Annotated in this window: 22 protein-coding genes and 1 other RNA gene; 8 read left to right on the top strand and 15 right to left on the bottom strand. The window is 50.6% G+C overall.

Going from position 1 to position 24,549, the window contains the following annotated elements:
• Nucleotides 1-2 precede the first annotated feature (2 nt).
• Nucleotides 3-899, bottom strand: a complete 897-nt coding sequence (gene yhaJ / locus HEN21_RS04190; protein ID WP_176251839.1) for a DNA-binding transcriptional regulator YhaJ — start codon at nt 897-899, stop codon at nt 3-5.
• A gap of 104 nt (nt 900-1,003) precedes the next feature.
• Here yhaJ and HEN21_RS04195 point away from each other — a divergent pair, with 104 nt between their 5' ends.
• Both HEN21_RS04195 and yhaL read left to right on the top strand, forming a co-directional pair.
• Nucleotides 1,004-1,705 carry a pirin family protein gene (locus tag HEN21_RS04195; protein WP_000633570.1) on the top strand — a complete coding sequence of 234 codons (702 nt, stop codon included), beginning with the start codon at nt 1,004-1,006 and terminating at the stop codon, nt 1,703-1,705.
• A gap of 22 nt (nt 1,706-1,727) precedes the next feature.
• Nucleotides 1,728-1,892 carry a protein YhaL gene (gene yhaL / locus HEN21_RS04200; RefSeq protein ID WP_176251858.1) on the top strand — a complete coding sequence of 55 codons (165 nt, stop codon included), beginning with the start codon at nt 1,728-1,730 and terminating at the stop codon, nt 1,890-1,892.
• Between the two features lie 147 nt (nt 1,893-2,039).
• Here yhaL and cyuA read toward each other — a convergent pair whose 3' ends face one another.
• From cyuA to tdcA, 9 genes are all read right to left on the bottom strand, one after another.
• Nucleotides 2,040-3,350: a cysteine desulfidase gene (cyuA, locus tag HEN21_RS04205; RefSeq protein ID WP_000460497.1), complete on the bottom strand. Its 1,311-nt coding sequence runs from the start codon at nt 3,348-3,350 to the stop codon at nt 2,040-2,042.
• Nucleotides 3,351-3,377: 27 nt separating this feature from the next.
• On the bottom strand, nt 3,378-4,709 hold the full coding sequence (locus HEN21_RS04210) for an amino acid permease (protein ID WP_000401617.1): 1,332 nt from the start codon (nt 4,707-4,709) through the stop codon (nt 3,378-3,380).
• A gap of 276 nt (nt 4,710-4,985) precedes the next feature.
• Nucleotides 4,986-6,350, bottom strand: a complete 1,365-nt coding sequence (tdcG, locus tag HEN21_RS04215; protein WP_000622148.1) for an L-serine ammonia-lyase — start codon at nt 6,348-6,350, stop codon at nt 4,986-4,988.
• 69 nt (nt 6,351-6,419) lie between these two features.
• The gene (locus tag HEN21_RS04220; protein ID WP_176251838.1) at nt 6,420-6,809 is read right to left on the bottom strand and encodes an enamine/imine deaminase; all 390 of its coding nucleotides are present in this window, start codon (nt 6,807-6,809) and stop codon (nt 6,420-6,422) included.
• A gap of 13 nt (nt 6,810-6,822) precedes the next feature.
• The gene (tdcE, locus tag HEN21_RS04225) at nt 6,823-9,117 is read right to left on the bottom strand and encodes a 2-ketobutyrate formate-lyase/pyruvate formate-lyase (protein ID WP_176251837.1); all 2,295 of its coding nucleotides are present in this window, start codon (nt 9,115-9,117) and stop codon (nt 6,823-6,825) included.
• Between the two features lie 33 nt (nt 9,118-9,150).
• On the bottom strand, nt 9,151-10,359 hold the full coding sequence (gene tdcD, locus HEN21_RS04230) for a propionate kinase (protein WP_176241890.1): 1,209 nt from the start codon (nt 10,357-10,359) through the stop codon (nt 9,151-9,153).
• A gap of 25 nt (nt 10,360-10,384) precedes the next feature.
• Entirely contained in the window at nt 10,385-11,716 is a 1,332-nt protein-coding gene (gene tdcC, locus HEN21_RS04235; RefSeq protein WP_176251836.1) for a threonine/serine transporter TdcC, read from the bottom strand.
• A 21-nt stretch (nt 11,717-11,737) separates the two neighbouring features.
• Nucleotides 11,738-12,727: a bifunctional threonine ammonia-lyase/L-serine ammonia-lyase TdcB gene (gene tdcB / locus HEN21_RS04240; RefSeq protein WP_000548355.1), complete on the bottom strand. Its 990-nt coding sequence runs from the start codon at nt 12,725-12,727 to the stop codon at nt 11,738-11,740.
• A gap of 98 nt (nt 12,728-12,825) precedes the next feature.
• Nucleotides 12,826-13,764 carry a transcriptional regulator TdcA gene (gene tdcA / locus HEN21_RS04245; RefSeq protein WP_000104198.1) on the bottom strand — a complete coding sequence of 313 codons (939 nt, stop codon included), beginning with the start codon at nt 13,762-13,764 and terminating at the stop codon, nt 12,826-12,828.
• 313 nt (nt 13,765-14,077) lie between these two features.
• Between tdcA and tdcR the strand changes: the two genes are divergently transcribed.
• Nucleotides 14,078-14,296 carry a transcriptional activator TdcR gene (gene tdcR, locus HEN21_RS04250; protein WP_105286377.1) on the top strand — a complete coding sequence of 73 codons (219 nt, stop codon included), beginning with the start codon at nt 14,078-14,080 and terminating at the stop codon, nt 14,294-14,296.
• Nucleotides 14,297-14,530: 234 nt separating this feature from the next.
• On the opposite strand, the gene rnpB is transcribed toward tdcR, so the two are convergent.
• From rnpB to garL, 4 genes are all read right to left on the bottom strand, one after another.
• Nucleotides 14,531-14,907: RNase P RNA component class A (gene rnpB, locus HEN21_RS04255), an RNA gene on the bottom strand.
• A gap of 32 nt (nt 14,908-14,939) precedes the next feature.
• Entirely contained in the window at nt 14,940-16,085 is a 1,146-nt protein-coding gene (gene garK, locus HEN21_RS04260; protein ID WP_176252751.1) for a glycerate 2-kinase, read from the bottom strand.
• A 96-nt stretch (nt 16,086-16,181) separates the two neighbouring features.
• The gene (gene garR / locus HEN21_RS04265) at nt 16,182-17,072 is read right to left on the bottom strand and encodes a 2-hydroxy-3-oxopropionate reductase (RefSeq protein WP_176252752.1); all 891 of its coding nucleotides are present in this window, start codon (nt 17,070-17,072) and stop codon (nt 16,182-16,184) included.
• Between the two features lie 29 nt (nt 17,073-17,101).
• Nucleotides 17,102-17,872, bottom strand: a complete 771-nt coding sequence (garL, locus tag HEN21_RS04270; RefSeq protein WP_001058059.1) for a 2-dehydro-3-deoxyglucarate aldolase — start codon at nt 17,870-17,872, stop codon at nt 17,102-17,104.
• A 543-nt stretch (nt 17,873-18,415) separates the two neighbouring features.
• Between garL and garD the strand changes: the two genes are divergently transcribed.
• Complete coding sequence (garD, locus tag HEN21_RS04275) at nt 18,416-19,987, top strand: galactarate dehydratase (protein WP_001273784.1); 1,572 nt, start codon at nt 18,416-18,418, stop codon at nt 19,985-19,987.
• Between the two features lie 51 nt (nt 19,988-20,038).
• Here garD and agaR read toward each other — a convergent pair whose 3' ends face one another.
• Nucleotides 20,039-20,863, bottom strand: a complete 825-nt coding sequence (agaR, locus tag HEN21_RS04280; RefSeq protein WP_105286374.1) for an aga operon transcriptional regulator AgaR — start codon at nt 20,861-20,863, stop codon at nt 20,039-20,041.
• Nucleotides 20,864-21,112: 249 nt separating this feature from the next.
• Here agaR and kbaZ point away from each other — a divergent pair, with 249 nt between their 5' ends.
• Genes kbaZ through agaE form a run of 4 tightly spaced genes read left to right on the top strand, consistent with a single transcriptional unit; the run spans nt 21,113 to nt 24,547 of the window.
• Complete coding sequence (gene kbaZ / locus HEN21_RS04285; RefSeq protein WP_105286372.1) at nt 21,113-22,393, top strand: tagatose-bisphosphate aldolase subunit KbaZ; 1,281 nt, start codon at nt 21,113-21,115, stop codon at nt 22,391-22,393.
• Between the two features lie 22 nt (nt 22,394-22,415).
• On the top strand, nt 22,416-22,889 hold the full coding sequence (gene agaV / locus HEN21_RS04290) for a PTS N-acetylgalactosamine transporter subunit IIB (RefSeq protein ID WP_016159723.1): 474 nt from the start codon (nt 22,416-22,418) through the stop codon (nt 22,887-22,889).
• A gap of 10 nt (nt 22,890-22,899) precedes the next feature.
• Complete coding sequence (gene agaW / locus HEN21_RS04295; RefSeq protein ID WP_000406230.1) at nt 22,900-23,679, top strand: PTS N-acetylgalactosamine transporter subunit IIC; 780 nt, start codon at nt 22,900-22,902, stop codon at nt 23,677-23,679.
• The gene (gene agaE / locus HEN21_RS04300) at nt 23,669-24,547 is read left to right on the top strand and encodes a PTS N-acetylgalactosamine transporter subunit IID (RefSeq protein ID WP_016231475.1); all 879 of its coding nucleotides are present in this window, start codon (nt 23,669-23,671) and stop codon (nt 24,545-24,547) included. Before agaW ends, agaE begins: the two co-directional genes overlap by 11 nt.
• Nucleotides 24,548-24,549 lie beyond the last annotated feature (2 nt).

Here is a 24,549-nt window from a genome sequence, read left to right on the forward strand (position 1 = left end):
GTTTATTTTCCGGCGAACAACTTTGGAATTTCCCGCAGACACCAGGATTTTGCTTCTCCCATACTGTCGCGACGCCAGGCCATAATAATATCGATCTCGCTGGTCGATTCCGGGCTGACGACACGCAGCCGGCCTTCAGCAATGTCTTTTTCCACCATCGGATATGGCATAGTTGCCACGCCAAGCCCAGCCAGTAACGCCTGGCGTTTATCTTCAATGGTACTGACCGTTAGACGCGGCTGTTTGTCCAGCAACTGCACCGTCAATACCGGGCGCTCACGAGCGGTATCCGCTACCGCAATTCCGCGATATTTCACGCGCGTCACTTCAGAAAGCGGTTCCGGCTCCTGATGAATCGGGTGATCCGGCGCAGCAACGTAGACGTTCATTAAGGTATAGAGCTTGCGCGAGTTGATCTCCGACGAGGAACGAAAATGCATATCCGGCGCGATAACGATATCCGCTCGCCCCTGCTCCAGCCGCTCCCACGCGCCCGCCAGCACTTCGGTGATAATTGCCAGTTGGGTATTGGCTTTCGTTGCCAGTTTGTCGATCAACGGGAAAAAAGCAGCCGTCGGCACCAGTGCCTCAGTTACAATGGTGAGATGCGTCTCCCAGCCGCGCGCGAGGGCTTCGGCATCGGTAGTCAGTTTATCTGCGGCTTCCAGCAAAACGCGCCCTCGCTCCAGCAACATACGCCCGACATTGGTGAATTTTGTCCGATGACCCGAACGGTCAAACAGCACCACATCCAGCTCTTCTTCCAGTTTTTGCATGGTGTAGCTAAGCGCAGAAGGCACGCGTCCCAGCTCATCTGCCGCTGCCGCAAAACTGCCACGGCGATCGATCGCGTCCATAACACGCAGTGCTTCCAGCGTTAATGCCCTTTCTTTGGCCATGTCGTTCTCATTCAGGAAATTTGAACATACCGGGCAGAATATCTGGCTAACAATGTAGCGTCCAGCCCCTTACCATAAAAGGAAGTAAAGAGAGGTCAATAATTATGATTACTACCCGAACTGCCAGGCAGTGTGGACAAGCAGACTACGGATGGTTACAGGCCCGGTATACTTTTTCCTTTGGACACTACTTCGACCCGAAATTGTTAGGCTATGCCTCCCTGCGTGTGCTTAACCAGGAAGTGCTGGCCCCAGGTGCCGCCTTTCAGCCGCGAACCTATCCCAAAGTCGATATTTTAAATGTGATTCTGGATGGAGAAGCGGAATACCGCGACAGTGAAGGCAATCATGTTCAGGCCAGCGCCGGCGAAGCCTTATTGCTTTCTACTCAGCCGGGCGTGAGTTATAGCGAACATAACATCAGCAAAGACAAACCGTTAACGCGGATGCAGCTTTGGCTGGATGCCTGCCCGCAGCGAGAGAATCCGCTGATTCAAAAACTGGCGCTTAATATGGGCAAGCAGCAATTAATCGCCTCACCCGATGGCACAGAGGGTAGTCTGCAACTGCGCCAGCAAGTGTGGCTGCATCATATTGTGCTCGCTAAGGGCGAAAGTGCAAACTTTCAACTGCACGGCCCGCGCGCCTATTTACAATCGATTCACGGCCAATTTCATGCGATTACGCATCATGAAGAGAAAGCGGCACTGACCTGCGGTGATGGTGCATTTATTCGTGACGAGGCTAACATTACGCTGGTTGCTGATTCCCCGCTGCGCGCTTTACTGATAGATTTACCTGTCTAGTTGTTTTTACAGGGAGAAGATGATGAGTAAAAAATCGGCGAAGAAACGCCAGTCAGTGAAGCCCGTTGTGGAGAAAGAAACTACTCGCGCAACTAAAAACTTTGGCTATGAAGAGATGTTGAGCGAGCTGGAAGCGATAGTCGCCGACGCCGAAACGCGGTTAGCCGAGGATGAAGCCGCCGCATAAAGACAGGTTGCCGGATGCGGCGTAAACGCCTTATCCGGCCTACAAAACCCAATAACATCAATAAATTGCGCACCCCGTAGGCCGGATAAGATGCACCAGCATCGCATCCGGCTTCAGGCATCCGGCACGATACCCAAGACCCGCCGCTTATCTGGCCTTGCTCGCCATAATCTCGATAATCTGCCGATCCGTTTGCTGCATCGAATGGCTTGCCAGCGCACACAGGTTGGCAATCGACTGCTCAACATCATGCGCCACAATGCCTTCATTGCCGGTCACAGCGGTATCATCCAACGCCATTAGCACCGCTTTCCACGCAGCCGAAGCACTGGTCGAAACCTTCATCGCGCAACTGTTCGACGCACCATCGCAAATCATGCCGCTGACATCGCCGATCATACTGCTGATAGCCATAGAGATCGTTTCATAACGCCCATCCACCAGCCACGCCATCCCGGCGGCAGCCCCCATTGCTGCCGTCGTTGCAGCACACAGCGCGGACAAACGCGGCAACTGATTATGGATGTAAATCGCGCTCAAATGCGAAAGCATCAGCGCACGCGCCAGCCGTTCATCATCCGCCCCGAAGTGTTCCGCGACCACCACCACGGGCATTGTCGCGGTGATCCCCTGGTTACCAGAACCGGAGTTACTCATCGCCGGAAGCGTTGCGCCGCCCATACGCGCATCAGATGCCGCGCTGGTACGAATCACAATCGACGAGGAGAGATCCTTCGCCAACAAACCGCGTGCACACTGTTTTTCCAGCGTTGCGCCAATATGCAGTCCCCAGTTGCCACTCAAGCCTTCCTGCGATAATGCGCAGTTTAGCTTCGCAGAATCGAGAATAAAGCGGATCGCCTCAAACGGGACTTCATTGACGAACTTCAGGATCTCGGCGAGCGTCGTTCTGGAGAGCACCGCCAGCGGCGACTCTTGCTCCCCCTCTGTCACACATGCCTGCTGGGTAAATACCACGCCATTGTGCGTCTCAATATGCACAATGTTGGTATGTCCACCGACGATGGTGACACACGCCCACTTCTCGCCGTTCCAGACTTTGGCGCGTGAGAAGAGGATCTCGTCGCAAGGTTCCTGGATCTTAACCGAGACTTTCCCCGCCGCCAGCAATGCTTTGGCATCGGCAATCGCCTGCGCAGTTGCGTCTTTCAGCACTTCCAGCCCGGCTTTGGCATTTCCGCCTAACGCTCCCAGCGCCGCCGCAATCGGCAGCCCCACCATTCCCGTGCCGGGAACGGTGACGCCCAGACCGTTCTTCATCAGGTTTGGCGAAACCCAGGCTTCTACACGTTCAACCGGACCTTCCAGTTCTGCCGCAGCAACCGCCGCTGCCAGCGCCAGTGAAATAGGTTCAGTACATCCCAGCGCCGGTTTTACTTCCTCCTGAACGGCGAGGATGTAACGCTGCCATAACGGATTTAAAGTCGAATCAAACATAATAAAAACCTTAAAATTTCAGGTAAATCAAGAAAATGCCAGGAACGGAGAAACGCAAAGCAACAAACCAGTGACGATAATCAGGTACAGAGACATCCCTTTGTATTTGTGCAATGCCGGTACTTTGTAAACCAGCCACGCCGGGATCAGGCACCCTACCATGCCGAAAATCGGGCTACAGATAGAGGTGAAGCTCAACACCGGCGCGTTCAGTACGATGGCGCTCCAGGCCAGTAAAATGGCGAAAATCATGATGCCGCGCTGGACGAGATTTTCGTTAATCTTCTCGGCCGGTATCTTGCGGCGCAGGATATTCATTACGATCCCTTGCGTTGCTTCACGGAAGCCTAAATAGACGCCAAAAAACGCGGTCATCACGGCAAAGATATTGAGAATGACACTAACCACTTTTACCCACGCAGCACCGTCACCGCTAATAAACTGTGCGGCAATCGCCAGCGCGGAAATATTCTGCTCGTAGGCTTTTACCGCTTCGTCATGTCCCATCGCCAGCGTAAACGACACTGCGTAGAAAAAGACAGTGACAAACAGAATGCCGAACGCGATGTTCATTGCCCGCAACGCTTTATGCCGCGCTACTTCAATCGATTTTTCCCGCGAGCGATAGGAAATCACCATCGGGCTTAATGTCTGGATAAACAGAATCGACGTCAGGGTAAACGGCAGCGTAATAATGGCGTTTTTCACCAGCAGCCCCAGCGGCGGCAGCGAACCCACGTTATACAGATGCCACATTCCCACCATCGACACGCCCAGCGCAGCGACTACCAGCAGTTTGGTCAGTACCATGCCAGTCGAAATCTTGAATAACAGTTTCTCGCCGCGTGAGGAGATGGCGACCAGAATGCAAATCAGTACCAGTCCATAAAACGGATTGTCTGATAGCACGCTTTCCGTCACGCCAAAAGTATGTAAATAGGAGGCGCTATCGTTGGTGATGGCGGTGGAATACACGAACATCCAGATCACCAACATCACGAAATAGAGCGCCCCCAACAGGATGCCCCAGTTTTTGCCTAAATAACCGCTGATGACGCTCGGGTAATCTTTACACTCCGGTGATTCTGCCAGCGTATTAATAAACAACCGCTGAAACAGATACATTGCCGGGTAACCAATCACTGATGAGAGCAAAAATACCCACAATCCCATCAAACCGACCTGCACCGGGAGAAAAACAATCCCCGCGCCAATCGCCATCCCGATACTCATAATCACCCAGCCGGTGTCGGTACTGTCGAATTTGATTGCTTCACGCCATTCACTTTCACTCATTCCAGCACGACCCGCCGGGGTCGAAGCGTCTGCAATGACGCCTTTATTCGTTGCAATTTCCATAATTTCTCGCTCAATATTTTGTAGGGCTTTTTATTTTTTCGAGCCGCATCAAGGCGATACGCGGTCTACGTTTTTTTGCAGGCGAGTTATTAGAATGAAGAAATGATACGCGTGAGGTTAGAGAAAATCTTCACAATCAAGACTTTGAAATAGCAGTTATGGATAATAATTTTCTATCAAATCAACCAAAGAGAAACAGTTATTCTCTATTTGCGGCAGATCACAATAAAAAAGGGTGCACATTTTGTGCACCCAAAGATAAATGCGGATGAAATATCAGCCGCAGACTACTTTTATGGCCAGTCCTCCGCGTGAAGTTTCGCGGTATTTATCGTTCATATCTTTGCCGGTTTCATACATCGTCTCGATCACTTTATCGAGCGAAACACGCGGTGCCGAGGTGCGACGCATCGCCATTCGCGCGGCGTTTACCGCTTTCACAGCGTTGATAGCATTACGTTCAATACACGGAATTTGCACTTGTCCGGCAACCGGATCGCAGGTCAACCCAAGGTTATGCTCCATAGCGATTTCCGCCGCATTGCATACCTGCGCCGGGCTGCCGCCCAACAGTTCGGTTAACCCTGCCGCAGCCATCGAACAGGCCACGCCAATTTCGCCCTGACACCCCACTTCCGCACCAGAGATGGAGGCATTCATTTTATACAGCGCGCCGATAGCGCCAGCCGCCAACAGAAAACGGGCGATGGATCGCTCATTGAGCGGACGGCGGAATTTATCGTAATAGGCCAGCACTGCCGGAATAATACCGCAAGCGCCATTAGTTGGTGCTGTCACTACACGTCCGCCAGCGGCGTTTTCTTCGCTGACCGCCAGCGCAAACATATTGATCCAGTCGATGACGTTCATTGGATCGTTAGAGATATTGTCACTAGAGACCAGCAAACGGCGCAACGCCACCGCCCGGCGTGGGACATTGAGTGGACCTGGCAATACGCCTTCGGTATTCATGCCGCGTTCAATACCGTCGTGCATCACCTGCCAGATACGAGCAAACCCTGCATCAATTTCCGCTTTGCTGCGCAGCGCCAGCTCGTTATGCATCATCAGGCCAGAAATAGACAGGCCGTTGTAATCACACATTTTCAGCAGTTCGCCTGCCGAGTGGAAGTCATAAGGTACGGGTGTTTCGACATCGTGCGACATGCCGAAGTGTTCTTCTTCAACGATAAACCCGCCGCCGACAGAGTAATAGGTTTTGCTTAATAGCTCTTCCTGCCCGTTCCAGGCAGTAATCCGCATCCCGTTCTCATGACGAGGCAACATTTCGGGATGGAAGATAATGTTCTTTGCTACAGGAAAATCAACAATATGCGCACCAGAAGCCACCGGCAGCCGCCCACTGCGCGTCACAAGTTCAATAAATGCAGGGATCTCATCAATAACAACATCCTGCGGGCTGTTTCCTGCCAGTCCCATAATGATGGCGATATCCGTGGCATGGCCTTTGCCCGTCAGTGACAACGACCCGTAAAGATCGACCACAATATGACTTGTTGCAGTTAATAAGCCACTACTCACCAGTCGGTCGATAAAACTTTTTCCAGCATTCATTGGCCCCACGGTATGCGAACTGGAGGGACCAATACCAATTTTGAAAATATCGAATGCACTAATCATAACCACACTCTCGGATTGCCGTTCTGTGAAGAGGAGCGGGACGACTCTACGGTCGCCCCGCTCCGGGCTTTACACGCTACGTACTGCGATAGCTTCAATTTCCAGCTTCACATCTTTCGGCAAACGCGCGACCTGCACGCAGCTACGGGTCGGGTAGGTCGCCTGATGCTCATCGAAGAATTGCTTATAGACTTCATTGATGGTGGCAAAGTCGTTCAGATCGGTGATGAATACCGTCATCTTGATGATATCGCCCACGGTGAGGCCAGCAGCAACCACGATCGCTTTGACGTTTTCAAGGCTTAAACGCGCCTGATCTTTCACATCAGCCGGGATCTCGCCGGTCTGCGGGCAAACCGGAATTTTCCCGGAGGTGAAGACCATGCTGCCTAAATCAACACCCTGAACATAAGGGCCGATTGCGCCTGGGGCACGTTGCGTTTCGATAATATTTTTCATACATCCTCCGGCGTCAGAGCGCCTGGGTAAAGGTACGTGAAATCACATCCTGTTGCTGTTCGCGAGTCAGCGCGTTAAAGCGCACGGCGTAGCCAGAGACACGGATTGTCAGGTTCGGGTATTTTTCCGGGTGCTCAATGGCATCCAACAACATTTCCCGATTCATAACGTTAACGTTGAGATGTTGACCGCCTTCGATGTCCGCTTCGTGGTGGAAGTAACCATCCAGCAGGCCAACAAGGTTGGTTTTGCGTACCGGATCTTCTTTACCCAGCGCCGCAGGGACGATCGAGAAAGTGTACGAAATACCGTCTTTGGCGTAAGTGAACGGCAGTTTTGCCACGGAAGTCAGTGAGGCTACCGCACCTTTGCGGTCACGACCGTGCATCGGGTTAGCGCCCGGCGCAAACGGCGTACCCGCGCGGCGACCGTCCGGCGTATTACCGGTTTTCTGTCCGTACACCACGTTAGAAGTGATAGTCAGAATCGACTGCGTCGGCACGGCGTTACGATAGGTTGGCAGGGCTTTAATTTTCTTCATAAAGCGTTCAACCAGGTCACAAGCGATGCTGTCTACGCGCTCGTCGTTGTTGCCGTACTGTGGATATTCGCCATCGATTTCAAAGTCCACCGCCAGACCGTTTTCGTCACGGATGGGTTTCACACGGGCATATTTAATGGCGGAAAGTGAATCCGTCGCCACCGACAGACCCGCGATGCCGCAAGCCATGGTGCGATAGACATCACGATCGTGCAGCGCCATCAGCGAGGCTTCGTAGCTGTACTTGTCGTGCATGTAGTGGATGATGTTCAGCGCGCTGATGTACTGCACCGCCAGCCAGTCCATGAAATGGTCGAGGCTGTCCATTACTTTGTTGTAATCCAGCACGTCGTCCATCAATGGTGCCGTTTTCGGGCCGACCTGAATCTTCAGTTTCTCGTCCACCCCGCCGTTGATTGCGTACAGCAGCGTTTTCGCCAGGTTAGCGCGTGCGCCGAAGAACTGCATCTGCTTACCAATCACCATTGGGCTGACACAGCAGGCAATTGCGTAATCGTCGCTGTTGAAGTCAGTACGCATCAGATCGTCGTTTTCATACTGCAAAGAAGAGGTGACAATAGACACTTGCGCCGCATATTTTTTGAAGGCAATCGGCAATGCTTCTGACCACAGAATGGTCAGGTTCGGTTCCGGCGCTGGTCCCATGGTGTGCAGGGTATGCAGATAGCGGAAGGAGTTTTTAGTCACCAGAGTGCGACCATCCAGCCCCATCCCGCCGATCACTTCCGTCGCCCAGATAGGGTCGCCGGAGAACAGCGAATCAAATTCCGGTGTACGCAGGAAGCGCACCATGCGGATCTTCATGATGAAGTGGTCGATCAGTTCCTGCGCCTGCTGCTCATTAAGCACGCCGGCTTTAAAGTCGCGCTCAATGTAGATATCGAGGAACGATGCGGTACGACCAAGAGACATTGCGCCGCCGTTCTGCGATTTCACCGCCGCCAGGTAAGCGAAGTAGAGCCACTGCACCGCTTCCTGCGCATTCTGCGCCGGGCGGGAGATGTCGAAGCCGTATTTAGCCGCCATCTCCTGAATCTGCAACAGCGCATGACGATGTTCTGCCAGCTCTTCACGCAGACGGATGGTGGCTTCCAGATCTTCACCTTTTTCCAGACGAGACTGGAGATCGGCAAATTGCAGTTCGCGTTCACGTACCAGATAACTGATGCCGTACAGCGCCACGCGGCGATAGTCACCGATGATACGCCCACGACCATAACCGTCTGGTAAACCGGTCAGGACACCAGATTTACGGCAGCGCAGCATATCCGGTGAGTAAACATCAAATACGCCCTGATTATGGGTTTTACGCAGTTCGGTAAAGATGTACTCAAATTCGCTGTCCATTTCACGGCCATAGGCGTGGAATGAACTTTTAATCATATTAATGCCACCGAACGGATGCAGCGCGCGCTTTAACGGCGCATCGGTTTGCAGACCAACAATTTTTTCCAGCGGCTGATTAATATAACCAGCATCATGGGCGGTAATGGTAGTGGCAATATTAGTATCGAAATCAACCGGCGCGTGGGTCGCATTTTCGATACGAATGCCTTCCATTACTTTTTCCCACAATTCCGTGGTCGCTGGCGTTGCTTCAGCAAGGAAAGATTCATCACCTTCATACGGTGTATAGTTTTGTTGAATAAAATCGCGGACATTAATTTCGTTTTTCCAGTCCGTACCTTTAAAGCCAAGCCATGCGTCGGCGTACAGCTTATCGCCGGTATCAATATCTACCTTCATGAAAAATAATCTCTCTACAATACTTCAACTAAATTATGCAAACTCTGCGGGGGCGTTAACTTTGCCTAAATGAATTGCATCTAAGGCAATCATTTTTTCTTCATTAGTCGGAATAACGGCGCAAATTACGCGCGCATTTTCACTGGAAATAATTCGTTCACCGTAGGAATTAGATTGATTATTCATTTCCACATCAATCTCAACGCCTAATACGGCTAAATGTTCCATGACCAGACGACGAATTAAACTTGAGTTCTCCCCTATTCCACCGGTAAATATAATGCCATCCAGACGATGTAATGAGGCGGCATGTCCGGCAATATGACGGGCAATTCGATGAACAAAAGTTTTAATTGCCAGTTGTGCGCGTTCGTGACCTTCATGCCAGGCTTTTTCCAGAACGCGTAAATCTGAAGACAGGCCGGAAATACCTAATAATCCCGACTCTTTATTCACTACGCGTTCCAGATCTCCCAGGCTCTGATTGGTTTGACTGGCAATCCAGGACATCGCGCCGAAGTCGACATCACCACTGCGCGTCCCCATCATCAAGCCTTCCAGCGGCGTCATTCCCATTGAAGTATCTACGCTCTGACCGTTACGAACCGCGCAGATTGACGCGCCATTGCCAAGATGCGCTACCACCAGGCCGGAGTTATCCTCTGCAAGATTCAGCAGAGAATGCGCTCGCTGGGAAACATAGCGATGTGACGTGCCGTGGAAACCATAACGGCGCACACCTAACTCTTCATAATATTTCCACGGCAGGCCGTATAAATAAGCCTCTGGTGCCATCGTCTGGTGGAAACTGGTATCAAATACCGCCACCTGAGTTACGCCAGGAAATAATTGCTGCGCCGATTCAATGCCACTTAAATTGGCGTAATTATGCAGCGGAGCCAGTGGAGAAACGCGACGGATATTATCAATGACTTCATCGGTAATAATGGCGGACTCGGTAAAAATACTCCCGCCGTGGGCGATGCGGTGGCCAATTAAAGCCACACTGCCATTTAAATTTCGTTTTTCCAGTTCAAATGCGATTGCTTTCAATGCACCTTCGTAGCTGTGGTGAGCCAGCGGTGCTGGCTCTCCCCCATTTACGGATAAGAATGCATTTTCCGAGTTAATACCGTCGGCAATACCTGACATTAATACTTCACAGTCGCTGGCATCAAGCACGGAAAACTTAATCGAAGACGAACCACAGTTAATAACCAAAACAACCGGAAATTCATTCATCTCTTTTCTCATCCTGAGTTATGGATTAAAACAGTTTGTATACGATGTTCAGGATGGTCAGCAGACCAATCACGGTAACAAACACGTTATCCAGACGACCACGGTATTTCGCCAGAGACGGCGCTTTACGGATGGCGTACATCGGCAACAGGCACAGCAAGGATGCGATAATCGGCGCGCCCATGGCTTCAATCAGATCCAGGATGTTCGGGTTGGCGTAGGCAACAACCCAGGTTGAACCCATGATGAAGATCATGCTGATAGTGTTCAGTTTGCCCGCAGAAACTTTGGTTTTGTCGCCTTTATAACCAAACTTCAGAACCAGGCCGTTCAGACCTTCCAGCGTCCCCAGATAGTGACCGAAGAAAGATTTGAAGATAGCAACCAGCGCGATGATGGACGCCGCATATTCCAGAATAATAGCGAACGTCGTTTTGGTGCCGGTCATGGATGCAAAGTGGTTAGCCAGGTAAGAAAGCACCGGAATGTTCTGCGCTTTTGCTTCCGCCATGTTCGCCGGAGACAGCGTAAACAGGCAGCTGAAGGCAAAGAACATGACCACTGCAACCATCAGCATACTGGCGCGAGAGATGATTTGTGAACATTTCTGCTCAGTGAAGTCACGACCAAAGTCTTTCTCATACTCTTCACGCTTAGAAACCACGAAAGAAGAGACGATTGGCGAGAAGTTGAAGGAGAAGACCATGATAGAAATCCCCAGCCAGACGGTGATCAGGATACCGTCATGACCAGTTAACGACAGCGCGCCAAGGTCAACTTGATCGATAACCGCAGAGTTCCAGTAAGGGATCAGCGACAGAGAAATCAGCACCAGGCTGGCGATAAAAGGCCATACCAGGTAGCTCATCACTTTAACCATCAGATCCTTACCAAACCAGATGACGAACGCCATCAGCAGCAGCAGGAACAGCGCCACGAAGCCACGGTTCAGCGGCGCAAAGCCGAGCTGGTTTTCCCAGAAGGTCATAAAGGTGTTGGTGATGGTAACGCCATAAATCCACAACAGTGGGCAAATCGCGAAGAAATACAGGAAAGTGATGACCACACCGCCGGTTTTACCAAAGTGCTCTTCTACCGTTTCCGTAATGTTGCCGGAAGGGTTAGAGCCAGAGAGACACAGACGCGCCAGCGCCCGGTGGCAATAAAACGCAATCGGGTATGCCAATACCAACATCAGAAGAATCGGGATCAGTCCGCCAAAACCTGCGCGGATAGGGAAGAACAGCACCCCGGCGCCGATTGCCGTACCAAACAAGCCTAACGTCCATGTGGTATCTGATTTACGCAAGGACGATTGTTTTGTCTGGCTGGATACAATGCTATCTGAAGTACTCATATCCTATCCTCAACGAATTAATTAAGCGTCAACGAAACCGGTGATTTGAGAGACGCGAGAAAGATCGATATTACCGCCAGAAATAATACTGACGGTTTTTCTGTTTTGAATATATTGGTCTAATTTACCGCTTAATAATGCAGCACATGCCAGAGCGCCAGCGCCTTCGGTGATGACTTTATTACGCTGAATTAAGGCAACCATACTGTTTCTGATTTCGTCTTCGCTGACCAGCACGATGTCATCGACTAATTCACGAACGATTTCGTAAGTTAAATTACCCGGGCGGGCGACATCACAACCATCCGCCAGGGTGCCGGTAGTTCGGTGCGTGGTTATTTCTCCGGAGTGGAAAGAAGCCGCCATGCCGTGAACGTTTTCTGACTGTACGCCAATAACACGAATGGTAGGGTTAATAGATTTAATTGCCACCGCAATACCTGCAATTAAACCGCCACCGCCAATTGGCACAATGACGTTATCGACATCATAAAGATCTTCCATAATTTCCAGCCCAATGGTCCCCTGACCGGCAATCACTTTCGGATCATCATAAGGTGGAATAAAGATGCGACCTTCCGTTTCGACAATTTCGCTCACTTTGGCGATGGTGTCGTTGAAGTTGTCGCCGTGCAGTACCACTTCAGCAGAGTAGTCACACGTTGCTGCAACTTTGGATTTTGGCGCGCCTTTCGGCATTACAACTTTACCATCAATACCCAACATCGCACAGGAAAGCGAAACCCCTTGCGCGTGGTTCCCTGCTGAACAGGCCACTACACCTTTACGTTTCTCAGCATCAGTTAAGGAGCTTAATTTATTAAATGCGCCACGAATTTTAAATGAACCGGTACGCTGCATGTTTTCAAACTTAAGGAATATTTCACCTTTGCAACGTTCACTAAAATAGTTAGATCGAGGCATTCCTGTTTTATAAATTCGCCCAGCCAGACGTTGTTTTGCTTCAATAATGTCATCAATAGCAACCGGCAGATCGTATGTAATATGCATTATAAAACCTCTTAGCCTGAATTAAATATGTAGGTAACCGTAACCAGCACCTGCAAAAAGGCAGGTGGATTATTTATGTTTAAATAAAAAACAAATAACTAACAAGCTTCTATTAATTGCTTTCGTCTACACCCATTATAAGATGAATATTCTTTGGCTAATTCCACCAAAACCGATGCTGCTTTTTTAATACGATAATTTTTCGACCATACTGCGGCATATTGCGCTACCGGTAATGTTTCCTCAACCGGAATGGTAATAAATTGATTAGAACCAAAAGGTGAAGTCATATCGCAGGGAATCACGGTTAAGAAATCAGCATTGAGAACAAGATTATAAATTGTCACGACTGAGTCGGTTTTAACGATGTTTTCAATACTGATGCCATTTCTTTGTAACGTGGTGAGTAGTTCGCTGTAGTATCCCATATTCGTTTGCGGCAACACCCACTGTTCGTTCTTCAAAGACTCCAGCGTGGTGGTGCCGGTGGATGTTCGGGACTTACTGGCAACCAGTACGAACTCTGACTCGAACAGCGGCTCGACATGCAAATCCTGAAGCTTCATTTCTGCACTTAACGTACCTATCGCAAAATCCAGACGCCCGTCGCGGATAGCCGGTAAGAATGAGGACAATTGCGCTTCATACATTGAGACCTGCGCTTTCGGGAACACCTCTTTGAATTTGTTGATCATCCCGGACATAAAGGTAAAGCCAATCAGCGATGGAAAACCAAATGAGACCTCCACGACTGCATCAGAGGACATACCGCTAATCTCATTAACCATATTTTTCATTTCGCGGGTAATGGATTCGGAGCGTGAGAGCAACAATTGACCAGCTGGCGTCAGCGTTACACCGGTATTTTTCCGCACCACTAATTCCACGCCAAAATAATCTTCGATATCGTTAATGATTTTACTTACCGCTGGTTGAGTTAACCCTAATTCTTTTGCAGCCGAGCCAATAGAGCCACTTCTGATGACTTCCTGAAAGACTACCAGGTGTTGCGTTTTAGGAAGAAGAATAGTGCTCATAACAACCCGCGTTAATTACCTCATTGACGGTATGAAGTGTATCAAAATGCAATGAATAGGATATGTGCGACCACTCACAAATTAACTTTCAATAGTTTTCCAGGCATATCCTTAAAGACATATAATCATTTAATATCAACGAGTTATATAAATAAAATCAACACAAAGGCTGACTTTTATCAAAAAAACAAGGGGGGATAACCATATTTTATGGCGATAACGGCGCACTTAATTTTTGTTATTAAAAAATGCTCTTAGACGATATTTCAAGCAATTATCGTGTATTTCGCAGACGAATTTTAAGTTAAATTTAATGAGCAAGTTATCAAATTTTATTATAAATAAATCATTTCCACAGATAAATAATGCGGTACGTCACATTTTTTTTCGCCATTTGTTGGAGATAGAACATTTATTTTATCAATGTTTTAAAATTTCGAATACAGATATTGATCATCTCGAACAATTGATTAACGTCAATCATTGTCTCTTTTGCAGAACGTCATTTTGTGAATGCAATCGTTTTCCATGATTTATTGTCGCATTCCGGTTGCGGAACAGCATTTTGTGTTGAGGATCACAAAACTAATAATTGCAATTCGCAAGTAAGCTATCAGAAGAGAGCACAGGGTGACTAAAAAGAGTGTTTATATTGAACCAACAAGCCGCTTTCTTTTGGGTATAGCGTCGTGGACAGTCATTCATCTTACTGCCTGCTCCAAAAGCAAAAACCCGCCAGTTTTGCACTGGCGGGTTTCTGTTGAAGAGGTGAAACTGACCGATAAGCCGGGTTCTGTCGTGGACAGTCATTCATCTAGGCCAGCAATCGCTCACTGGCTCAAGCAGCCTACCCGGGTTCAGTACGGGCCGTACCTTATGAACCCCTATTTGGCCTTGCTCCGGGTGGAGTTTACCGTGCCACGGACTGTTACCAGCCGCGCGGTGCGCTCTTACCGCACCCTTTCACCCTTACCTGATCCCACTTGCGTGAGCCATCGGCGGTTTGCTCTCTGTTGCACTGGTCGTGGGTTTCCCCCCCAGGCGTTACCTGGCACCCTGCCCTATGGAGCCCGGACTTTCCTCCCCTCCGCCCGTCTCCCCCGAAGAGGACGACGACGAAGCGGCGACTGTCTGGTCAGCTTCGGCGCGCAGTATAGAGGGTTTGCGCGCCCTTGTCACCCCGCGTCGCGCATTCCAATCGCCAGCGTCGCGGCGATATTGCGCGAAGCACGGTAAATATTGTCATAAGCCCCGCTGAAAGCTTCATCCAGCGTAACAATACTGTTCAACACGCTGAATACAGCATCGATGCCATGCTGATGCACAACGCCGACATCCTTCGTCAGACTACCCGCAATACCAATTACCGGTTTATTGTATTTCTTCGCGACGTTCGCTACACCAATCGGCACTTTACCGTGAATGCTCTGGCTATCAATGCGACCTTCTCCGGTGATCACCAACGAGCAATCATGAATATATTCTTCCAGATTGAGCGCCGTCGTCACAATCTCAATGCCGCTCTTTAGCTCTGCGCCAAGAAACGCCATTAGCGCCGCACCCATGCCGCCTGCAGCCCCTGCACCAGGAACGTTTTTCACATCAACATGCAGCGATTTTTTGATGACATCAGCATAGTGAGAGAGATTCCTGTCCAGCTCGATAATCGTGGCCTCATTAGCCCCTTTTTGCGGGCCAAAGATACGCGAAGCACCGTTATCGCCCACCAGCGGATTAGTGACATCGCAGGCGACGCGAATAGCGCAATCTTTTAAACGCGGATCGAGGCCGGAAATATCAATATCATTCAGGGTATTAAGACTGCCGCCGCCAAAACCGATTTCATTACCGTTGACATCGCTTAACTTCACCCCCAGCGCCTGCATCATCCCCGCGCCGCCGTCGTTGGTGGCACTGCCACCGATGCCAATAATAATGCTGGTCGCGCCACTCTCCAACGCCTGTAAAATTAACTCCCCCGTGCCGCGAGAAGTCGTCACCAACGGATCACGCTTTTCCGACGGTACTAACGCCAGCCCACTGGCCGCCGCCATTTCAATAAACGCGGTTTTACCATCGCCAGAGATCCCCCAACTGGCATTCACCTTTTCGCCCAGTGGCCCTGTAACCCAGGCGTGACATTCGAAACCCTGGGTGGCTGCAATCATCGCTTCCACCGTTCCTTCGCCGCCATCAGCAACCGGAACCGAAACGTACTGTGCATCAGGAAAAATTTCCCGAAATCCTTTTTCTATCGCCTGCGCAACCTCGCTGGCAGATAAACTTTCTTTATAAGAGTCTGGGGCGATTACGATTTTCATACCTGTGCCTGTTACCACATGACGCCGGAGGGCGTTTCTCTTATTCGGCCTGGATTCCAGACCCGGATTGCAATACGCCATCCGGGCGCGACGCCATTAACGAGTAACTTCGACTTTTGCCAGTTTTTCGTAGTAGCACGCCAGGGCGCTATGATCCGCCGTTCCCAAACCATCGGCACGCAGTGCCTGCATCATCTCCATAACCGCAGCAGTTAGCGGCAATTGCGCACCAACGCCGTGAGAGGTATCCAGCGCATTCGCCAGATCTTTAATATGCAGATCAATACGGAAGCCTGGCTTGAAGTTTCTGTCCATGACCATCGGCGCTTTAGCATCAAGAACGGTACTGCCAGCCAGCCCACCGCGAATTGCCTGATAAACCAGCTCCGGGTTAACGCCCGCTTTGGTTGCCAGCGTTAACGCTTCTGACATCGCGGCAATATTCAGCGCCACAATGACCTGATTTGCCAGTTTAGTGACGTTACCTGCACCGATCTCCCCGGTATGCACCACGGAACCCGCCATCGCTTTCATCAAATCATAGTATTTGTCGAAAATAACCTTGTCGCCGCCCACCATCACTGACAGCGTACCGTCGATGGCTTTCGGTTCACCGCCGCTCACCGGGGCGTCCAGCATATCAATACCTTTCGCTTTCAGTGCTTCGCTGATTTCACGGCTTGCCAGCGGAGCGATTGAACTCATATCGATCAATACCGTACCTGGCTTCGCGCCTTCAATGATGCCATTTTCACCCAGCGCCACTTCTTTCACATGAGGGGAGTTTGGCAGCATGGTTATGATGACGTCGCACTGTTCAGCGATAGTTTTAGCCGTAGACGCTGTTTCTGCGCCTGCGGCAATCACTTCAGCAATGGCTTCAGGGTTACGGTCAGCAACCACCAGCGAGTAACCTGCTTTCAGGAGGTTTTTACTCATTGGTTTACCCATAATACCCAGGCCAATAAAACCAACTTTCATAGTCATATCAATCATCTCTCTTGTTGCGGTGGTGGTTATTTTTTAAAGGTATCTGCCAATTTCTGCGTGGCGGAACGGAATACGCCGAGATCGCTGCCGACGGCCACAAACGTAGCGCCCCATTCCAGATAACGACGCGCATCGGCCTCGACAGGGGCAAGGATGCCGCAGGGTTTGCCGTTGGCTCTAGCGCGATTAAAAATATGTTGAATCGCTTTTTGCACATCCGGATGTGACGCATTGCCGAGATGACCTAATGCCGCCGCCAGATCGCTGGGGCCAACGAAGATACCATCAACGCCTTCAGTTGCGGCGATAGCATCAACGTTATCAACGCCTTGCTGGCTTTCGATTTGCACCAGAATGGTGATGTTCTTATTCGACTGAGCGAAGTAATCCACCACGGTGCCAAACATATTGGCGCGGTGAGAAACGGACACACCGCGAATACCTTCTGGTGGATAACGGGTAGATGCCACCGCCTGCACTGCTTCTTCTTTCGTTTCGACAAAGGGGATCAGGAAGTTATAAAAACCGATATCCAGCAGACGCTTAATAATTACCGGTTCGTTGGTCGGTACACGCACCACTGGCGCGCTGACGCTCCCCTTCAGAGCCATCAACTGAGGAATGAACGTGGAGATATCGTTTGGCGCATGTTCGCCATCCAGCACCAGCCAGTCAAAGCCAGCTAAACCAAGAACTTCAGTGCTAATTGGGTTAGAAAGTGCTGACCAGCAGCCAATCTGTACCTGTTTCGCTGCCAACGCGGCTTTGAACTTATTTGGGAAAATATCGTTATTCATCGCTTATACCTTTGCTTATTTCTGCAATTCCATACGTTTAATGTCGCCAGTCAGGCTTCCCGGTGCAGTATTGAAAGAGGGCAATCTCTTCGATGACAATAAAAATAGGCAGTAAGATTAAAAAGGCACATGCGTTCCTTATTCAGCAATCCCACTAATTATGTTTATATTCCGTCGATAGCAAAAAGGTCAGTGCTATTTATTAAATATTCTCTTAACGAATATTGACCCTGTTCAATAATAAATCTGTTTTCGACAATGAGTATAATCAGACCAGAAATAATAGGCATTGTGCAAATGCTCATTATGATTGCCTGATATAAATATTATTTTGAGCATATGCCTATCACGCTGCGTGCCAATGCACATATTTACGCTTTGCCGGCCCCGGTCGCCCTGCGATCACGATAATTAGTGATGTTGATCACATACTGACTTTTCATCTCCTGACACTCTTATTCCATCTCACAGATGAAATTATTTCTGTCATCAGAATCACTCAACATAAATTTATTATTACCAGCGACCGGAGAAAACGGGATAATGGCCAACATCGAAATCAGGCAAGAAACGCCGACTGCGTTTTATATAAAAGTTCACGACACAGATAATGTGGCAATTATTGTTAATGATAATGGCCTGAAAGCAGGAACACGTTTCCCGGACGGACTGGAATTAATTGAACATATACCCCAGGGGCATAAAGTCGCATTAGTTGATATCCCTGCGAATAGCGAAATTATTCGTTACGGTGAAGTGATTGGTTATGCCGTGCGCGCAATCCCACGCGGAAGTTGGATCGACGAATCAATGGTCGTACTGCCGGAAGCGCCGCCGTTACACACGCTGCCACTGGCAACTAAAGTGCCGGCCCCCTTACCGCCGCTTGAAGGTTATACCTTTGAAGGCTATCGCAATGCCGATGGCAGCGTGGGTACCAAAAACCTGCTCGGCATCACCACCAGCGTGCATTGTGTGGCAGGTGTTGTCGATTATGTGGTGAAAATTATTGAACGCGACCTGCTGCCGAAATACCCGAACGTCGATGGTGTGGTGGGGCTGAATCACCTGTACGGTTGTGGCGTGGCGATTAACGCTCCGGCGGCGGTGGTGCCTATTCGTACCATTCACAACATTTCGCTGAACCCAAACTTTGGCGGCGAGGTGATGGTGATCGGTCTGGGTTGCGAGAAATTGCAGCCTGAACGCCTGCTGGTCGGCACGGATGATGTACAAAGCATTCCGCTGGAGAACGCCAGTATTGTCAGCTTGCAGGATGAAAAGCATGTCGGTTTTCAGTCCATGGTCGAGGATATTTTGCAGGTTGCCGAGCACCACCTGCACAAATTAAATCAACGGCAGCGAGAAACCTGCCCGGCTTCAGAACTGGTTGTCGGTATGCAGTGCGGGGGCAGCGATGCGTTTTCTGGTGTAACGGCAAACCCGGCTGTGGGCTATGCATCTGATCTACTGGTGCGCTGCGGCGCAACGGTGATGTTCTCAGAAGTAACGGAAGTGCGTGACGCGATCCATCTGCTGACACCGCGCGCTATTAATGAAGAGGTCGGCAAGCGCCTGCTGGATGAGATGGAGTGGTACGACAACTATCTTGATATGGGAAAAACCGACCGCAGCGCCAACCCTTCGCCGGGCAACAAGAAAGGCGGTCTGGCAAACGTGGTGGAAAAGGCACTCGGCTCCATTGCCAAATCAGGTAAAAGCGCGATTGTTGAAGTGCTGTCACCCGGACAGCGCCCGACCAAACGCGGATTAATTTACGCCGCGACGCCAGCCAGCGATTTCGTCTGTGGCACCCAACAGGTGGCTTCAGGGATTACCGTGCAAGTATTTACCACCGGTCGCGGCACACCATACGGTCTGATGGCAGTGCCGGTCATTAAAATGGCAACCCGCACCGAACTGGCGAACCGCTGGTTTGATTTGATGGATATTAATGCGGGCACTATCGCCACCGGCGAAGAGACCATTGAAGAGGTGGGCTGGAAGCTGTTCCACTTTATTCTTGACGTCGCCAGCGGGAAGAAGAAAACCTTCTCGGATCAATGGGGACTGCATAACCAACTGGCAGTATTTAACCCGGCACCGGTGACCTGATAATTCAATTCATATTATGCCCGATAGCACACGTTTATCGGGCATATTGAGTCACAGCGAAGACGCGTGATCCCCGACCAGAATCACCTCAACCCCAGCCTTTCGCAGCCCTTCCAGACTATCCGCAGGAATGCCTTCATCGACAATGATCATGTCGATCCGTTGAGTATCGATGATCTTATGTAAACTGGAGCGGTTGAACTTACTGGAATCGGTGACCACGATGATCCGTTCCGCAACTTCGCACATCCGGCGGTTTAAACGAGCTTCATCTTCATTATGCGTACTGACGCCGCGCTCCAGATCGATAGCGTCTACGCCGAGAAACAGCATATCGAAGTGGTAATTTTGCAGCGATTGTTCAGCCTGATCGCCGTAAAAAGATTGCGACTGGCGGCGCAGATGCCCTCCGGTCATCAGCAGTTCAACGCCCTCCGCTTCCAGCAAAGCATTCGCCACGTTCATACCATTGGTCATCGCAATCACATCGGTGTGCTTGCGCATCAGACGGGCAATCTCAAAGGTGGTGGTTCCGGAATCGAGGATCACCCGATGACCTGGCTTAATCAACTCAACGGCAGCTTTCGCAACGCTGCGTTTCATCGCCGTGTTCAGCGCGCTTTTATCTTCTACCGAAGGCTCGACTGACGGCGTCGAGCCATCGCAGATCAGCGCGCCGCCGTAGGCACGCACGGCAATCCCCTGTTTTTCCAGAAACGCCAGATCGTTGCGGATTGTCACAGTAGATACACCATACAATGCCGACAGATCGTTAACCTGCACACTCCCTTGCTGACGCAGGCGCTGAATGATCTGCTCTCTTCGCTCGCTGGTGCCAGTCACTCGCTTCTCACCTGATGCGTCGGTATTACTCATAGTAAATCCTTTCGTAAATCTTTCGTTTCATTTCGTTTTTCTTATTAACGCCTTTCTATTAACCAAATGCAAGCCCACATTGCCTATTGACGTAAGCGACTCTTGTTTCAGTAACTTTCATTGTGTTTCTTTTGTGAATCAGATCAGAAAACCATTACCTTTCGTTTTATTTTTACCTCACCATGGCGCAGTATAAATTGAAACAAAACGAAAGATTAACAATGGCAATTATTTGGTCTGGAGAAGAAAGTGAAATATCTGATAGAAATGGTGAGACAGCACAAAGAGGGCAAAACAAATGGGATTTATGCCGTTTGCTCCGCACATCCGCTAGTGCTGGAAGCGGCCATCCACTATGCCTTCGCAAACCAAACGCCGTTACTGATTGAAGCAACCTCCAATCAGGTGGATCAGTTCGGCGGTTATACCGGAATGACGCCCGCCGATTTTCGCGGCTTTGTTTGCCAGCTTGCCGACTCGCTGAATTTCCCGCAAAACGCGTTGATTCTCGGTGGCGACCATCTGGGGCCAAACCGCTGGCAGAATCTGCCTGCCGCTCAGGCGATGGCCAATGCCGATGATTTGATTAAAAGCTACGTCGCGGCGGGGTTCAAAAAAATCCATCTTGATTGCAGCATGTCCTGTCAGGGCGATCCGGTTCCCTTAACCGATGACATCGTGGCTGAACGCGCTGCCCGTCTGGCAAAAGTCGCGGAAGAAACCTGCCGCGAACACTTTGGCGAGACCGATCTGGTGTATGTCATCGGCACCGAAGTTCCGGTGCCCGGCGGCGCTCATGAAACCTTAAGCGAACTGGCGGTCACTACGCCCGATGCCGCCCGCGCCACGCTGGAAGCCCATCGTCACGCTTTTGAAAAGCAAGGTCTGAATGCCCTGTGGCCGCGCATCATTGCCCTGGTGGTACAACCCGGCGTCGAATTCGATCACACCAACGTTATTGATTATCAGCCCGCAAAAGCGACCGCCTTAAGCCAGATGGTCGAAAACTACCAAACGCTGATTTTCGAAGCTCACTCTACCGATTATCAAACGCCGCAATCACTACGCCAGTTGGTAATCGACCACTTTGCCATTCTGAAAGTTGGCCCGGCGCTGACCTTCGCCCTACGTGAAACCCTGTTTTCTCTGGCGGCGATTGAAGAAGAACTGGTGCCAGCGAAAGCCTGTTCCAGTCTGCGTCAGGTTCTGGAAAACGTGATGCTTGACCGTCCGGAATACTGGCAAAGCCACTACCACGGTGACGGCAACGCACGTCGTCTGGCACGCGGTTACAGCTACTCAGATCGTGTGCGCTACTACTGGCCGGACAGCCAGATTGATGACGCTTTCGTCCATTTGGTTCGTAACCTGGCGGATGCGCCAATTCCGCTACCGCTCATCAGCCAGTATCTGCCGCTGCAATACGTCAAAGTTCGCTCCGGCGAGCTACAGCCAACGCCGAGGGCGCTCATTATCAACCATATTCAGGACATCCTGGCGCAGTACCACACAGCCTGTGGAGGCCAATAACCAAAACAAAGAGGAACACGCTATGCCAAATATTGTTTTAAGCCGGATCGATGAACGCTTGATTCACGGTCAGGTCGGCGTTCAGTGGGTCGGATTTGCGGGGGCAAATCTGGTTCTGGTAGCCAATGACGAGGTAGCCGAAGATCCGGTACAACAAAACCTGATGGAAATGGTACTGGCAGAAGGGATCGCTGTGCGTTTCTGGTCGTTGCAAAAAGTGATCGATAACATCCATCGCGCCGCTGACCGGCAGAAAATCCTGCTGGTTTGCAAAACACCAGCCGATTTCCTGACGCTGGTGAAAGGTGGTGTCCCGGTGAGCCGCATTAATGTTGGCAATATGCATTACGCCAATGGCAAGCAACAAATCGCCAAAACGGTTTCTGTAGATGCGGGTGATATCGCGGCGTTTAACGATCTGAAAACCGCCAGAGTGGAATGCTTCGTTCAGGGCGTCCCGACAGAACCTGCTGTGGAGCTCTTTAAATTACTTTGAGGGATTCATCATGGAAATCAGTCTGTTGCAGGCATTCGTGTTGGGCATTCTCGCCTTTATCGCTGGCCTGGATATGTTTAACGGCTTAACCCATATACACCGCCCGGTGGTTCTTGGGCCGTTGGTTGGGCTGGTACTTGGCGATCTACATACCGGTATTTTAACCGGCGGTACGCTGGAACTGGTATGGATGGGGCTGGCTCCGCTGGCGGGCGCACAGCCGCCTAACGTCATTATCGGTACTATCGTCGGTACGGCATTTGCTATTACCACCGGCGTGAAACCCGATGTCGCAGTCGGTGTCGCCGTGCCTTTCGCCGTCGCGGTACAGATGGGGATTACCTTCCTGTTCTCGGTGATGTCTGGCGTAATGTCCCGTTGTGACCGGATGGCGGAAAATGCCGATACACGCGGCATTGAGCGAGTGAACTATCTGGCACTGCTGGCGCTCGGCACCTTCTATTTTCTTTGTGCTTTCCTGCCGATTTACTTCGGCGCGGAACATGCCAAAACCATCATTGATGTCCTGCCGCAACGGTTAATCGACGGCCTTGGCGTTGCAGGCGGCATCATGCCAGCAATCGGTTTTGCCGTGCTGCTGAAAATCATGATGAAAAACGTTTACATCCCCTACTTCATCCTGGGCTTTGTTGCCGCCGCCTGGCTCAAGTTACCGGTGCTGGCTATTGCTGCCGCCGCGCTGGCTATGGCGCTGATCGACCTACTACGTAAATCTCCTGAACCGACTCAACCTGCGGCACAGAAAGAGGAATTTGAAGATGGCATCTAATCAAACGACCTTGCCGAACGTCAGTGAAAACGAAGAAACACTGCTGACTGGCGTCAATGAAAACGTATATGAAGATCAGAGCATTGGCGCAGAGCTGACGAAAAAAGATATCAACCGCGTCGCTTGGCGTTCCATGCTGTTACAGGCTTCGTTCAACTACGAACGTATGCAGGCTTCCGGCTGGCTGTACGGTCTGCTGCCTGCACTGAAAAAGATCCACACCAATAAACGCGACCTGGCGCGTGCCATGAAAGGCCATATGGGCTTTTTCAATACTCACCCGTTTCTGGTGACGTTTGTTATCGGCATTATCCTCGCGATGGAACGCTCAAAACAGGACGTGAACAGTATTCAGAGCACCAAGATTGCCGTTGGTGCGCCGCTCGGCGGGATTGGCGATGCGATGTTCTGGCTAACGCTGCTGCCAATTTGCGGCGGGATTGGCGCCAGTCTGGCGCTGCAAGGCTCCATTCTCGGCGCTGTGGTATTTATCGTGTTATTCAACGTGGTGCATCTCGGTCTGCGTTTTGGTCTTGCGCATTACGCTTATCGAATGGGCGTCGCGGCGATCCCGCTAATTAAAGCGAATACCAAAAAAGTCGGTCATGCGGCGTCTATCGTTGGGATGACGGTGATCGGCGCGCTGGTAGCAACCTATGTCCGATTAAGCACCACGCTGGAAATCACGGCGGGCGACGCAGTGGTTAAGCTACAGACTGACGTTATCGACAAACTGATGCCTGCCTTCTTGCCGCTGGTCTATACCCTGACCATGTTCTGGCTGGTACGTCGCGGCTGGAGTCCGCTGCGCCTGATTGCAATCACTGTGGTTCTCGGCATCGTCGGTAAATTCTGTCATTTCCTTTAAAT

It is taken from the genome of Escherichia sp. 93.1518 (assembly GCF_013368915.2).
Lineage (GTDB): Bacteria > Pseudomonadota > Gammaproteobacteria > Enterobacterales > Enterobacteriaceae > Escherichia > Escherichia ruysiae.

Bases quoted from the DNA above. Each gene is read 5' to 3' on its own strand.
- yhaJ (WP_176251839.1), bottom strand. From the start codon at position 899: ATGGCCAAAGAAAGGGCATTAACGCTGGAAGCACTGCGTGTTATGGAC.
- HEN21_RS04195 (WP_000633570.1), top strand. From the start codon at position 1,004: ATGATTACTACCCGAACTGCCAGGCAGTGTGGACAAGCAGACTACGGA.
- yhaL (WP_176251858.1), top strand. From the start codon at position 1,728: ATGAGTAAAAAATCGGCGAAGAAACGCCAGTCAGTGAAGCCCGTTGTG.
- cyuA (WP_000460497.1), bottom strand. From the start codon at position 3,350: ATGTTTGATTCGACTTTAAATCCGTTATGGCAGCGTTACATCCTCGCC.
- HEN21_RS04210 (WP_000401617.1), bottom strand. From the start codon at position 4,709: ATGGAAATTGCAACGAATAAAGGCGTCATTGCAGACGCTTCGACCCCG.
- tdcG (WP_000622148.1), bottom strand. From the start codon at position 6,350: ATGATTAGTGCATTCGATATTTTCAAAATTGGTATTGGTCCCTCCAGT.
- HEN21_RS04220 (WP_176251838.1), bottom strand. From the start codon at position 6,809: ATGAAAAATATTATCGAAACGCAACGTGCCCCAGGCGCAATCGGCCCT.
- tdcE (WP_176251837.1), bottom strand. From the start codon at position 9,117: ATGAAGGTAGATATTGATACCGGCGATAAGCTGTACGCCGACGCATGG.
- tdcD (WP_176241890.1), bottom strand. From the start codon at position 10,359: ATGAATGAATTTCCGGTTGTTTTGGTTATTAACTGTGGTTCGTCTTCG.
- tdcC (WP_176251836.1), bottom strand. From the start codon at position 11,716: ATGAGTACTTCAGATAGCATTGTATCCAGCCAGACAAAACAATCGTCC.
- tdcB (WP_000548355.1), bottom strand. From the start codon at position 12,727: ATGCATATTACATACGATCTGCCGGTTGCTATTGATGACATTATTGAA.
- tdcA (WP_000104198.1), bottom strand. From the start codon at position 13,764: ATGAGCACTATTCTTCTTCCTAAAACGCAACACCTGGTAGTCTTTCAG.
- tdcR (WP_105286377.1), top strand. From the start codon at position 14,078: ATGAGCAAGTTATCAAATTTTATTATAAATAAATCATTTCCACAGATA.
- garK (WP_176252751.1), bottom strand. From the start codon at position 16,085: ATGAAAATCGTAATCGCCCCAGACTCTTATAAAGAAAGTTTATCTGCC.
- garR (WP_176252752.1), bottom strand. From the start codon at position 17,072: ATGACTATGAAAGTTGGTTTTATTGGCCTGGGTATTATGGGTAAACCA.
- garL (WP_001058059.1), bottom strand. From the start codon at position 17,872: ATGAATAACGATATTTTCCCAAATAAGTTCAAAGCCGCGTTGGCAGCG.
- garD (WP_001273784.1), top strand. From the start codon at position 18,416: ATGGCCAACATCGAAATCAGGCAAGAAACGCCGACTGCGTTTTATATA.
- agaR (WP_105286374.1), bottom strand. From the start codon at position 20,863: ATGAGTAATACCGACGCATCAGGTGAGAAGCGAGTGACTGGCACCAGC.
- agaV (WP_016159723.1), top strand. From the start codon at position 22,416: ATGCCAAATATTGTTTTAAGCCGGATCGATGAACGCTTGATTCACGGT.
- agaW (WP_000406230.1), top strand. From the start codon at position 22,900: ATGGAAATCAGTCTGTTGCAGGCATTCGTGTTGGGCATTCTCGCCTTT.
- agaE (WP_016231475.1), top strand. From the start codon at position 23,669: ATGGCATCTAATCAAACGACCTTGCCGAACGTCAGTGAAAACGAAGAA.